Origin of the sequence: Actinophytocola sp. (genome assembly GCF_049647105.1) — a bacterium.
Taxonomy (GTDB): Bacteria; Actinomycetota; Actinomycetes; order Mycobacteriales; family Pseudonocardiaceae; genus Actinophytocola.
In genome coordinates this window covers 14,301-26,385 of record NZ_JBARWZ010000141.1, presented here as the reverse complement: position 1 = coordinate 26,385, position 12,085 = coordinate 14,301, and the positions used below count along the sequence as shown (strand labels likewise).

Below are 12,085 nucleotides of genomic sequence, written 5' to 3'. Positions count from 1 at the left end.
GTGCTGCTCTCGCGTGGCGCCGCGCCAAGCGAGATCGTCGAGGCCGAGCTGGACGACCCCCGGCGGCACGAGGTGATCGTCCGGATCGAGGCGGCCGGGGTGTGCCACACGGACCTCGTCACCCGGCAGTCGCTCGGGGACCGGCCCTCGGTGCTCGGCCACGAGGGCTGCGGCATCGTCGAGCGGCTCGGCACCGAGGTCGGCACCCTGGCCGTCGGCGACCGGGTCGTGCTCTCGTTCGCGTCCTGCGGCGGGTGCGGGCAGTGCCGGGCGGGCCAGCCCGCGTACTGCGCTTCGGCGGCCGCGCTGAACAGTTCGGGGCGGCGGCTGGACGGGTCGCCGACGATCCGGGTCGGCGGCGAACCAGTGTTCGGGGCGTTCTTCGGGCAGTCGTCGTTCGCCATGGCGGCGCTGGCCGACGCCCGGTCCTGCGTCCGGATCGGCGACGTGGCACCGGAGGTCGCCGCGCCGCTGGGGTGTGGCTTCCTGACCGGCGCCGGCGCGGTGCTCAACACCCTGCGCCCCGGGCTCGGCGACCGGTTGCTGGTGGTCGGCTGCGGCGGGGTCGGTGCCGCCGCGGTGCTGACCGCCCTGTCCGACGGCGTCGAGGTCGTCGTGGTGGAGCCCGTCGCGGCGCGCCGCGAACTCGCGGCCGGGTTCGGCGCCAAGGCCGTCGCCTCACTGGACGACCCGATACCGGCGGTGACCCACGCGCTGGACACCACTGGGCGTCCCGAGCTGATCTCCCGCGCGCTCGCACTGCTCGAACCGCGCGGGGTGCTGGTCCTCGTCGGGCTCGGACCCTCGGAAGCGAGGCTCGACGTGCGGACCCTGCTGCTGCGGGGACTCCAGGTGCGCGGGTGCGTCGAAGGCGACGCCGAGCCTTTGGTGCTCGTGCCCGAACTGGTGCGGCGGTACCGGCAGGGCCGCCTGCCCATCGACCGCCTGGTGACGACCTACCCGCTGGCCGAGTTCGACCGGGCGGTCGCCGACCAGCGGGCAGGCCTGGCACTGAAGCCGGTGCTCCTGCCGTCTCCGTGACGGAGCCTCAGACCCGTACCTGCTCCTCGTCCATGGCGCGAAGCGCGCCCTTGATCACCTTGCCGCCCGCGTTGCGCGGCAGCTCGGTGACCACCACCAGGTCCTTGGGCATCTTGAAGGAGGCGAGCCGTCCGTCGAGGAACCCGGTCAGCTCCCCCAGTGACGGCTCGGCGCCGGGTGCGGCGGTGACGAACGCGACCGGCACCTGGCCCCAGCGCTCGTCGGCCCTGCCGATCACCGCGACCTCCCGCACCGACGGGTGCGCGGCGATGACGTTCTCCAGCTCGGCGCAGTAGATGTTCTCGCCGCCGCTGATGATCATGTCCTTCTTGCGGTCGACCACCCAGACGAAGCCCTCCTCGTCCCGCTTGACCAGGTCGCCGGAGTGGAACCAGCCGCCAGCGAACGCCTCGGCGGTCTCCTGCGGCTTGCGCCAGTAGCCCTTGGTCACGGTGGGCCCCCGGTAGACGATCTCGCCCACCTCGCCCGTGGCGACGTCGTTCATGGCGTCGTCCACGATGCGGTACTGGATGGTCGGGATCGGCCTGCCGACGGAGCCGAGCTTGCGCAGCGAGTCCTCGCCGCTGAGCACGCAGGTGATCGGCGAGGTCTCGGTCTGGCCGAACACGGCCACGTTCAGTGCGCCGGGGAACTTCTCGGCCATGGCGCGCAGCGTCGCGTCGCTCGCGGGGGCGGCACCCCAGCTGATGATCCGCAGCTTCAGGTCACGCTCGCCGATGTCCGGCTGGGCGCAGATCAGGTCCCACTGCTGCGGCACGTTGAACACCACGGTGGCACCCTCGCGCTCGTAGGCGTCGAGCACCGCCTTCGGGTCGAAGGCACCAAGCGGGTGGATCACGACCGTGCCACCGACCAGGATGTTCGCCACGATCGAACCAAGGCCCGCGATGTGGAAGAAGGGCGCGGTCAGGAAGCCGACGTCGGAGTCGTCGAACATCTCCATCGCCCGGACGCAGGTGAGCGCCTGCAGCTGCATGTTGCGGTGGGACAGCATCACCCCCTTCGGCCTGCCGGTGGTGCCCGAGGTGTACATGATCAGCGCCGTCGACTCCTCGCTGACGTCTGGCAGCTCCATCGCCTCGTGTGCGGCCAGGAACTCCTCGTACGCGAGGTGGTCCTCCGACGCGCCGATGACGATCACCGTGCCGATCGACGCGGCATTCGGCGCGGCCTTGAGCAGCGGCAGCAGCCGCGCGTCGACGACGACGGCCGATGGCGCGCTGTCGGCCAGGATGTAGTCGAGTTCCATCGGCGCGAGCCGGAAGCTGAGCGGGACGGCCATGGCCCCCAGGCTGTTCGCCGCGAACACGCTTTCCACGAACCACGGGTGGTTCAGGGTGAGCAGGGCCACGCGGTCACCCTCGGTGACGCCTCGGTCGGCGAGCGCGGCGGCGAGGCGAAGCGACCGCTCCGACAACTGGGCCCAGGTCGTCGTCTCCCCGAGGTAACGCAGCGCGGGCTTGTCCGGTCGCATCATCGCGTGGGTGGCCGCGTGCGCCATCCAGTGGTGCCGGAAGGACCAGGCGGGAACCGCTTCGGTTGGCATTGACCACTTCCTCGGGGTGCCGAATCGTGCGGGGGACGCGTCATTATGACCGCACACACGGCCGGTTGAGAAGGAGTAAGTTAATCAAAAGTCACACGATGGCCGAGCGGGCACGCCCGCGCCGGGATGGTCTCGGAGCCGTGGTCCGTTTCGTGGTTGACTGGCGCGTATGGCCCTGTCCCCGTGTACGTCCGCCCGGGTGCCGCTGTGACCGCCGAGCCGGCCGCGGCCGTTCGACCGCGTAACCGCAAGCAGCTCATCGTCGAAGCGGCCGGCCGGGTGTTCAGCCAGCACGGCTACCACGCGGCGTCCATGGAGGAGATCGCGGCCAACGTCGGCATCACCGCGGCGGCCCTGTACCGGCACTTCCCGAACAAGTACGCGTTGTTCGCCGAGTGCGCCAATGTCATGGTGGACCGCCTCGTCGCCGCGCTCGGCGACGTGCCACCGGAAGCACCCCTGACCGACGTGCTCGCCGCCCTCACCCAGGTCACCGTCACCCATCGTGCGTCGAGTGGCCTGTACCGATGGGAGGCCCGGTACCTCAACCGCGAGGACCGACGGGTGCTCAGGACCAAGTTCGCGCTCATCGTCGGGCGGGTGACCGACGTCGTACGACGCGACCATCCGCTACCCGACGAGCACCTGCGCGCCGCGGCGGCCCTGGGTGCGATCGGGTCCCTCACGATGCACCGCACCTCGATCGCGCAACGCCGGGTGGAAGAGGTGCTGCTGGCGTCCGCCATGCGCGTGGTCGGGACCGACCCCACGGCGGCCACGGGAAGCGCGCACTTCGTCGAACTGCCGACCCAGCCCGTGGCACGCACCCGGCGCTCGGAGATCCTCGCGGCCGCCATCCCGCTGTTCGAACAGGACGGCTTCGTCAACGTCACGAACAGCAAGATCGCCGAGGCCGTTGGGCTGGTCCCGTCCGCGATCTACCGCTACTTCCCCGGCAAGGCCGACATCCTCGCCTCGGCCTGCCTCCAGGCCGCGGCGCTGCTGAACCAGGCGGTGGAACAGAACCTTCGCGGGGTCGACGACCCGCACGAGGCCGTGGCCGCGCTGGCGGCGACCTACGTGGCCTACAGCTTCGAGCACACCGCACTGACCAGCGTCGCGAACGCCGAGCTCATCGGCTTGCCCGCCAACCTCCAGCGGCCCCTGGTCATCGCGCAGCGTGAGCACATCCTCGTCTGGGAACAGCAACTGCGGCTGGCCCGCCCTGAGCTCGACTCGCGTCAGGCCAGGGTGCTCGTCCACGCCGGGCTCGGCGTGGTGGTCGAGGCCGGCCGCAGACTGCGGTGGCAGGACAACCCCGCCAACCGCGACGCCGTCGCCGCCTTGCTCATGGGCGCCCTGGGCCTCTGATCTCTAGGTCTGGTCTGGCTTCGCGTTGCTCAGCACGTCGTAGCCGACGAAGGTGAACATGCGCTCACCCCGGGCGAGTTCCCTCGGTTGGCCGGTGAAGCGGTGCACGCCGACGCCGAAGCCCGCGTCGGGCGCGGACAGCCACCGGCGTTCGAAGCCGCTGTCCTCGAACCATGCGCAGATCACCGGCACGAGGTCTGGTTCCTCCCGGTGGCGGGTCCAGACGACGGTGCCACCGGCGGCGCACAACTGGGCGCAGAAACCGACGGTCCGCCGGATGTCCGCGTCGGTGATGTTGCCGAACACCCCGCACACCAGCACGAGGTCCGCGGGTGCCATGCCCGCGTAGTGATCGGTGACCGACGCGTCGGCCGTCACCACCTCCACACCGGAGAGACCGGCGGCTCGCGCCGCATCGTCGGCGAGCATGGCGTTCCGCTCGTTCAGCTCGACCAGGCGCGCCAGGACGTCGTCACGACGAGGGTGGTCGGCCAGTACCCCGAGCAGGTCGCGGCCCTGGCCCGCGCAGAGGCTGATCACCCGCAACGGGCCCGGCTTGCCGTCGTCCAGGACGGCCCTGATCTGTTGCCGCACGACCCGCAACCGCCGCGCCATCCACGAACCGGGCAGGTCGTACTCGTCGTGCCAGTCCTTCCAGTCCACCCGCAAAAACTAGTCCGCCTCCCCGGATTTTCAAGTGTGGGTTGCGTTCCAGCGCAAGCACGGTTACCAAAGTGGTTAGTGGTCGAGTGCCATCACGTTCCCCTGAGGTAACTGTTGATCAAGCGCCGACCTTCGCACAAAGATCCATGGGACAGACCCTGACTCCGCCTCGCGGTCGGGTGCCGATGGGAGACGAACCGCCGGGTCAGTGTTCGCGCTGTGCGACGAGAACCACGGCGGGGCCGATCGGCCCGTCGGGGGGAAGCCGCAGCTCGGCCTTGAGCCGCAGCCCGGCCTCCTCGACCAGCGCGGCGAGCTGGTCGGGCTGCCACCGGTAGGTCGTCCAGCGGACCGGGACCCCACCGTAGGCCTCGGTGCGCGGCAGGTCGCCGTCGCCGACGTGCGTCGCGATCATCAGCTCCCCCCGCGGCATCAACGCCCTGGCGAAGGACGACAGCACGCGCGGCAGGATGTGCCGTGGCAGGTTGAACAACGACCACCAGCCCAGCAGCCCGCCCCACGACGCCTCGCCCAGCTCGAGGTCGGTCGACGACCCGACGCTGAACCCGCACTCCGGATGAAGGCGGCGCGCGTGCTCGATCATGCGGGGCGACAGGTCCACCCCGGCGACGTCGACGCCGCGCTCGGCCAGATAGGCGGTGACCGTGCCCGGTCCACAGCCGATGTCGAGCACGGGGCCGAGCCCGCCGACCGCGTCGGCGAACACGTCCATCGCGGCACGCAGCCACGGGTTGGTGCGGATCTCACCGAGGCCCGTCGTCGTCACCATGTCGACGTAGTTGTCGGCCACGCGGTCGTAGGAGTCGCGGACGACCTCGAGATCGGCAGGCTGAGGCACGGAATTCACAGCCGCGACTCTAGGGAACTCAGGGCTCAGGCCAGGAGCTGGGCGTCGGTCGTCAACTCCACGTTGAGCCAGACGTCGTAGGGCAGATGGGACAGCCGCTCGGCGACGGCCCGCCGGACCCGGTCCTCGTCGGCGACGTCCCACTCCCCCGGCCGGACCACGAAGTCGACCTCGACGTAGAGCTTGCGGCCGACCTTGCCGACACGGACGTCGGGCTCGCCGAGACCGTGCTCGGCCCGGACGGCGGCCACGGCAGCGCGCACCGGCTCCTGCACCGGCACCGGGGGTGCGCCTTCGAGCAGTTCGGTCATCATGGTGCGCACCATCCGCACGGGATGAGGCGCGATGAGGACGCAGGCGACGATGACGAGAACCGGGTCGACGTACGCCTCCACGCCGGACCAGGCGGTGCGCTGGAGGACCAGCGCCGCAACGGCACCCACGCCGACGACCAGGCTGAGGACGGCGCCTGCCATCCACTGCCGGGCCTCGGCGTCCAGCAGCTCGGACGCGTGGTCCCCCTTCCGGAGATGGACCGCGAAGCCCCATGAGACGACGGCCGACACGACCGCGTACCCGGCGACCGCGCCCGGCGCCACGTCGACCCCGCCGGAGGCGATGACCCGGATGGAGTCGAGCACCGCGTAGGCGCAGGTGCCCAGCAACGCCAGTCCCTGGACACCGATGACCAGCGGGGTGAGCGCCTCACGGCCGAACGGGAACCGCCGGCTCGCGCCCGCCTCGACGGCGCGGGCGGCGGCCAGCCCGAGGCCCGAGAGGGCCGTGCCGATGAGGATGTAGACCCCGTCGAAGAGCACCACGCGCGATCCGCTGGCCAGTCCCCACGCCACGGCGACCACCGTCATCACAGCGGACACCACGATGGACAACCGGAGCGCGGACTGCTCCCTGGTGCCGGCGCGTGCGTTCATCGGCACCGCGTCGCACCGGGAGCGTCCGCCACCGGGTCACCGGAGCCGGCCGGGGCATGGCCGGCTCCGGTGAACAGCCCGAACGCGTACTGGTCCATTGCGGTCAGGGCCGCCACGGTGCACCTCCCGAACCCCGCGGATATGTGACTCTGCCCGATCGATCCCGCCCGGCGCCTCGCCCGACCGGGGTGAGATGCCCGCCTGGCTGCGATAGGGGGTTGGTGGCCGGGATACTGGGCGTGATGAAGATTGTCATCGTCGGCGGCCACGGCAAGGTCGCCCTCCGGTTGGTCCGGCGCCTCGCCGACCGCGGCGACTCCGTCGTGGGCATCGTGCGCAACCCCCGGCACGTGGATGACATCAGGCGGGCAGGCGGCGAGGCCGTCGTGCTCGATCTCGAGCAGGCGACCGTCGACGAGGTGGCCAAAACCCTCGCCGGCGCCGACGCCGCCGTCTTCTCGGCGGGCTCCGGCAGCGGCGCCACCGCCGCACGCCGCGACAAGATGGACCGGGCCGCCGTCGTGCTGGTCATGGACGCGGCGGAACGGGCAGGCGTAAGACGGTTCGTGCATGTCAGCTCCATCAACGTGGGCTGTGCCGACGACCGCGACATCGGCGAGGGGTACGCCGCCTACCTACGGGCCAAGCGCGCCGCCGAAGAGCACATCTTCGACCGTGACGGGCTCGACTGGACGGTGCTGCGGCCCGGCGTGCTCACCGAGGACCTCGGCACCGGCACCGTCGAACTCACGGCCGGGAACAGGGTCGGGCCAACGGGCGCGAGGTTCGACACGGTCGCCAGGGAGGACGTCGCCGCCGTGCTCGCGGCGCTCCTCGACCGCCCGGAGACCGCCGGGCGCATCTACGTGGTGATCGGTGGCGACACCCCGATCGAACAGGCGCTGAACGGCTGACGTCCCGCATACGTTTGTCTCTCGGGGCTCGGCGTGCAAATCTCGCCTGGTGGCGTCCTCCTTGCTGGTCAACTTCGTGTACTGCCACCCGGTCGGCCACGTCATCGAGGCCCTGCACTACGCCAACGGTTATCGGGCGGCGGATCCGTCGCGGCGGGTGTCGGTGACGCTCAACGAGAACACCGCCACCGAGCTCGCCGACCACGTGTCGTTCGTCGAGCGCGTCTACTCCGTCCCGATGGACGCCCTCGACAATGCGGCCGACCACTCGCGGACGCTGTCCGCACTACCGTCCACATGGGACGCGGTGGTCTCGGACTTCCGCGGCTACGAACCGTCACAGCGGAGCCTGTTCCCTGGCATCGCGTCCTGGTTCGACGCGAGCTCGGCGCACTTCGTCGGCCAGCAGGGCTTCGCGGGCTTTCCCACACCCGTCCCGTACTCGCCCGGCGAGCACTGGCGGTTGTCGATACCACCGACCGGCAACCGGTTTCCCGGTACCGGACCCCGAATTGCCGTACTGCCCGGCGGAAGCGCGCCCCGCCCGTTCTATCCGTCAACCCGTTCATGGGAGCTGATCGTCGACGCGCTGGCCGAGCAGTTTCCCACCGCCACGTTCTGCCTGGTCGGCAAGCTACGTGCGGACACGCGAACCTCGACCACCTTCACGGCCGAGGAGCTGGACCGCGTTCGCGCAGCCATGCCCCGCCACCTCGACGTGGTGGACGAGCCGCTGGTCGACCAGGTCGCCGCGGTGGCCGCCTGTGACGTGTTGGTCTCCCCGCACTCCGGCTTCGGCATGGTCGCGCTCGCGGCCGGGACCCCGTGGCTGACGATCGGGGGCAACCGCTGGCCGGAGTACTTCTTCAACGGCGTGCCCTTCTACACGGTCGTCCCCGACGTGTCCCGCTTCCCCGCCTACACGATGCTCTCGGCCGAACCGCCGATGATCGACGACGACGGGGAACGTTCACCGAGCATGTCCCGCACCAGGATCGAAGCTGATCTCGACGAACTGGTCGAGGCCGCGGCCACCCTGGTGTCCGGTGAGCTGGACTACGACACGGCTCTGCACGCCCACGCGACGCGCATGCTCCCGGTCGTCGGCGGTGACCCGGCCCGGTTGAGGTCGATCGACAACGTGCTCGCCACCTCGCTCGCCTGACCGTCGACCATCCACCCCAGAACGCCGGGGTTTCAGGTGCGCTGCCACACGACGGCGGTCTGCTCGAAGGTGGTCTCGTCGTAGGAGTAACCGGCGACCGTGCCGTTGGTGAACAGGGTGGTCGGGTAGGACGGCAGGAACGTCGTCGGCAAGTCGGTGCGGACGCCGTTCTCCTCGACGAACCACGAGCCGCCTTCGTCGCCGCGGGCGAGCAGGTCCCCGTTCGCGTTCATGCCGTACAGCTGGATGCCAGGGAGGAACCGCTGGATCTTGCCGCCGGCCTTCCAGATCACGGCGCCCAGCAGGTTTGCCGAGCCGGCGATCGTGCCGTTCTCGATGGTCAGCACGCTGTGCCCGTAATTCTGCTCGACCCGCCGCAACTCGTGCGGCTGTCCTGCGCTGTCCCAGCGGAAGGCCCGGTTCGGCCCGGAGCCGACTGGTTCGAGCACGCCGGCGGCGACGGTGCCGCCGTTGCCGATCGAGACACCCGTGGCGAAGGTGGGGTAGGGCATGGGCAGCAGCCGGTACGTGCCGGGGGCCGACACCGGCCAGAGGATCACCTGGCCGTCGGCGGTGCCGACGATGTCACCGCGTTCGTTGACCGAGGTCGCCACGCTGGCCGACCCGGCAGGCGCCGGCAGGTCCTCGTAGTGGCCGCCGGTCCACTTGACCGCCTGCGACTGCTCATCGATCGACGCGTGCGAGCCGACCGCCACACCGCCCCCGTTGATCGCGGTGAGGTCGGTGAGGTCGTCGAACGCCTCGCCGAGCACGGTCAACGCCGTGCCATGCCAGACAACACCCGGCCGGATCTGCCCGCCCTCCCCGAACCCGTCGTACGAGCCGACGATCTTGTCCACACCGTCGGTCCCGTTGACCCGGACGGAGAACACGTCCGCAGGCACCTCCAGTGCGACGGCGGTCCAGTTCGCCTCCTCGGCGGCGGCGACCGGCGCGAACACGGCCACGCCCGCCACGATCATCAAGGCAGCGCCGAGCCGCCCGACCAGCTTGTTACCCATCAATACTCCGATCCCCAGCGACGAGCCCTGTTCGTCGTGTCAGTTCGATCATCGACACCAACACGTTGCCCGTTACCCGGCAGCCGCCCGGAATGGACGATCGATTACTCCAGCTGAACCGCCAGCCAGATCCGGGTGCAGACGACGGCGAGATACCGCAGCACCTCCCTCGCAGGTCCGGAGTCGATCAAAGCCGTCGAGGTCGAAGATCACCGCACGTCATGAATCGACTTCTTCTGATAGCGTGGCCGTACTCGCCATTTGCGGGGAGTAGATAAGAGAAAACATGCTGTCGCGCACCCGTCACTTTACATTGATCGTCGAAAACCACTCCTGGTTGACAGGCGATCTCCTGAAGCGGACCTCGGAAGCGCGGTCCTGGCTTCGTGCCCATGTCATCGGCAGCGTGTCGGATGACGGAGGCCTTCGGGACCGTTGTGCCAGCAGGGTTCTCGAGTCCGCGTTGATGTTGCACCTCCTGCGGGTGCAGCGGGTGCGACCCGCGGTGCGCGACGCCGTGTCGGGATACCTGGTTCGTTGCAGAGAAAGCCTGGGATCGCGCCAGGATTCCGTGGCGCAGCTTGAACTCGCTTTGATCAGTGCGGTACTCGGCGAGAAGTCCGGGACCGCCGTGCGCCCACTGGGATTCCTCGACGATTTCGATCACTTCACCTCGCCGCGCAAGAGATTCATGTTCCGCGTGATTCTCACCGAACTCGGTGTTGATGACGCCGATCAATCCCTCGACCTGGCCGCCGTGAACTACGACGAGTACGCGACGTGGGTGAACCTCGAGATGTGCGCGCTCAAGGTGCTGGCCGCCCACCACCGCGCCGAACCGGCGCTCGCGACCGACACCGACCGAGCGTACCTGCACGAAACGCTCGCCTCCGGCAGCGATCGGTCCGTCTTCGAGGCGGATGTCTTCGCACATGTCCTTGGGTTGCTGGCCGTGCGGCGGACGCGGCCGGAGTCGCCACTGATCGCCGACGGGATCGAGGCGCTGCTGCGGTGCCAGAACCAGGACGGCGGGTTTCCATTCATCGCCGGCTGGGAGCCGTTCCTGACGGCCGTCGCGGGCATCGCACTGGTCGAGGCCGGAGCACCCACAGACGTCATCGAATCGATGGGCGACTATGTCGCTCGTCATCAGGGACCGGACGGCGGATGGCCGTTCGCCCCCCGCGTCCGGCAGAGCGACGCGGACTGCAGCCCTTACTGCCTGGAGTTCCTCCGAGGAGCGGGAGAACGGCGTTTCGCGGAGTCGATCGATCGCGGTGACACGTACCTCGAAACACTGTCGAACGACACGGGCGGCTTTGCCACCTACTACCACGGCAACACCGCGGAAATCGGCGTCACCGGCAGTGCCGTCGCCGCGCTCGCAACCGCTGACAGGTTCACCGGGATCCGCGACGCGGCGGTGCGATACCTGCTGGACAGGCAACAGCCGGACGGCACCTTCGAACGGGGCTGGAGCCTCAGTGAGGCCAACGCCATCATGCGAGCGCTCATCGCGTTCGCCCACTACCCGGAGCCACCGAGCGGCGAACTGGGCACGCGGATCACGACAGCTGTCGCGGCATCGACCCGGTTCCTGGTCGAATCGCAGGACACCGGCGGCGGTTGGGGACATCGTGCGGGAGATCCCATCGATGTGCTGAGCACGGCGTACTCGCTCATCGCTCTCGGCGGATCCAGCGAAGCCGCAACCCTGCGTGCGGGCCTGGAATACCTGCTCTCCCAACAGGAAGCCAACGGAGGGTTCAGCGCCCCACCCGACTCCGCCGGACCGCGCCCCCTTCCGCACGACGCACCAGTGCTCGCCGACTGCTTCGCGTTGCTCGCCATGAGCCACCTCATGACCGCGTCCAGCTGATGACCGCCGCCGTACCCCGCAATCACAACACCGCCGCCCGCGATGGGCGCGGGTGCCGGTCGGCTCCGTACGTGCTGATGGTCTGTGCCACGTAGCGGAACACTTCCTTGCCTGCGGGGAAAGGTGCGTCGCATGCTGGGCGCCTGGCCTGCTGATTCCCTCTCCATTGGACTCCGATGGGCCGGGTGTCGCCCGCTCCAAAAGAGGAGGAGCGCGGTGCCCAGCCGGGAGGAGTCCAGTCATGGCGGAGTCGACGATGCAGAATCTGGTCGGAATTCAGCGACTCGGCCAAGGACATCTCCGCCGAGCTGTCGGCGGTGGGGCGCTCCAGGGACAGGCTGGCCGTGATGTTCACCGACGCCAACGGTGCGGTCCAACTCCGGGCCGAGCCGCCGGGTGGCGGCCCACTCGGTGGGGCGCTGCCCCCAAGAACCAGCTCGTGTCGGCCAATCAGTCCACAGTGGAGAACGCGCCATGGGACTGCCAGGATCTGGACTGCTCCGTGATCGCCGAGGCGCCCGCAGCAGCGCCGTCCTTCATGGGGGGTCTGCACCTGGGGCTCCGGCTGAGGGACGGGACGGTCAGCTACAGCCACCTGTCGGCCCCGGCATAGCCGACCCGGGATGAAGTCTCATCCACTCGAATTCCCTCACATAGCAAGGA

Annotated in this window: 11 protein-coding genes; 6 read left to right on the top strand and 5 right to left on the bottom strand. The window is 69.5% G+C overall.

Translation table 11 applies throughout. From position 1 onward, the window contains the following. Nucleotides 1-1,041: an alcohol dehydrogenase catalytic domain-containing protein gene (locus WBA97_RS16860; protein ID WP_424231773.1), complete on the top strand. Its 1,041-nt coding sequence runs from the start codon at nt 1-3 to the stop codon at nt 1,039-1,041. A 7-nt stretch (nt 1,042-1,048) separates the two neighbouring features. On the opposite strand, the gene WBA97_RS16855 is transcribed toward WBA97_RS16860, so the two are convergent. After that, nucleotides 1,049-2,608: a long-chain-fatty-acid--CoA ligase gene (locus tag WBA97_RS16855; protein ID WP_424231772.1), complete on the bottom strand. Its 1,560-nt coding sequence runs from the start codon at nt 2,606-2,608 to the stop codon at nt 1,049-1,051. Between the two features lie 207 nt (nt 2,609-2,815). On the opposite strand from WBA97_RS16855, the gene WBA97_RS16850 reads away from it, so the two are divergent. Continuing rightward, nucleotides 2,816-3,979 (top strand): TetR/AcrR family transcriptional regulator, encoded by a 1,164-nt coding sequence (locus WBA97_RS16850; protein ID WP_424231771.1) that lies wholly within the window; start codon nt 2,816-2,818, stop codon nt 3,977-3,979. Nucleotides 3,980-3,982: 3 nt separating this feature from the next. Here WBA97_RS16850 and WBA97_RS16845 read toward each other — a convergent pair whose 3' ends face one another. From WBA97_RS16845 to WBA97_RS16835, 3 genes are all read right to left on the bottom strand, one after another. Next, complete coding sequence (locus WBA97_RS16845; RefSeq protein WP_424231770.1) at nt 3,983-4,642, bottom strand: class I SAM-dependent methyltransferase; 660 nt, start codon at nt 4,640-4,642, stop codon at nt 3,983-3,985. A 205-nt stretch (nt 4,643-4,847) separates the two neighbouring features. Then, entirely contained in the window at nt 4,848-5,510 is a 663-nt protein-coding gene (locus tag WBA97_RS16840; protein ID WP_424231769.1) for a class I SAM-dependent methyltransferase, read from the bottom strand. A gap of 26 nt (nt 5,511-5,536) precedes the next feature. Next, on the bottom strand, nt 5,537-6,442 hold the full coding sequence (locus tag WBA97_RS16835) for a cation diffusion facilitator family transporter (RefSeq protein ID WP_424231768.1): 906 nt from the start codon (nt 6,440-6,442) through the stop codon (nt 5,537-5,539). 242 nt (nt 6,443-6,684) lie between these two features. On the opposite strand from WBA97_RS16835, the gene WBA97_RS16830 reads away from it, so the two are divergent. Next, a complete protein-coding gene (locus WBA97_RS16830) occupies nt 6,685-7,356 on the top strand; it encodes an SDR family oxidoreductase (protein WP_424231767.1) in 672 nt (223 codons plus the stop codon). A gap of 49 nt (nt 7,357-7,405) precedes the next feature. Beyond that, nucleotides 7,406-8,521, top strand: a complete 1,116-nt coding sequence (locus WBA97_RS16825; RefSeq protein ID WP_424231766.1) for a hypothetical protein — start codon at nt 7,406-7,408, stop codon at nt 8,519-8,521. A gap of 32 nt (nt 8,522-8,553) precedes the next feature. Here WBA97_RS16825 and WBA97_RS16820 read toward each other — a convergent pair whose 3' ends face one another. Continuing rightward, on the bottom strand, nt 8,554-9,543 hold the full coding sequence (locus WBA97_RS16820; RefSeq protein WP_424231765.1) for a hypothetical protein: 990 nt from the start codon (nt 9,541-9,543) through the stop codon (nt 8,554-8,556). Nucleotides 9,544-9,829: 286 nt separating this feature from the next. Here WBA97_RS16820 and WBA97_RS16815 point away from each other — a divergent pair, with 286 nt between their 5' ends. Next, on the top strand, nt 9,830-11,422 hold the full coding sequence (locus WBA97_RS16815) for a prenyltransferase/squalene oxidase repeat-containing protein (protein ID WP_424231764.1): 1,593 nt from the start codon (nt 9,830-9,832) through the stop codon (nt 11,420-11,422). Nucleotides 11,423-11,861: 439 nt separating this feature from the next. Continuing rightward, nucleotides 11,862-12,035, top strand: coding sequence for a hypothetical protein (locus WBA97_RS16810; protein WP_424231763.1), 174 nt, complete (start codon nt 11,862-11,864; stop codon nt 12,033-12,035). Nucleotides 12,036-12,085: the final 50 nt, after the last annotated feature.

Coding starts and splice junctions, on each gene's coding strand:
- WBA97_RS16855 (WP_424231772.1), bottom strand. CDS start 2,608: ATGCCAACCGAAGCGGTTCCCGCCTGGTCCTTCCGGCACCACTGGATG.
- WBA97_RS16835 (WP_424231768.1), bottom strand. CDS start 6,442: ATGAACGCACGCGCCGGCACCAGGGAGCAGTCCGCGCTCCGGTTGTCC.
- WBA97_RS16830 (WP_424231767.1), top strand. CDS start 6,685: ATGAAGATTGTCATCGTCGGCGGCCACGGCAAGGTCGCCCTCCGGTTG.
- WBA97_RS16820 (WP_424231765.1), bottom strand. CDS start 9,543: ATGGGTAACAAGCTGGTCGGGCGGCTCGGCGCTGCCTTGATGATCGTG.
- WBA97_RS16815 (WP_424231764.1), top strand. CDS start 9,830: ATGCTGTCGCGCACCCGTCACTTTACATTGATCGTCGAAAACCACTCC.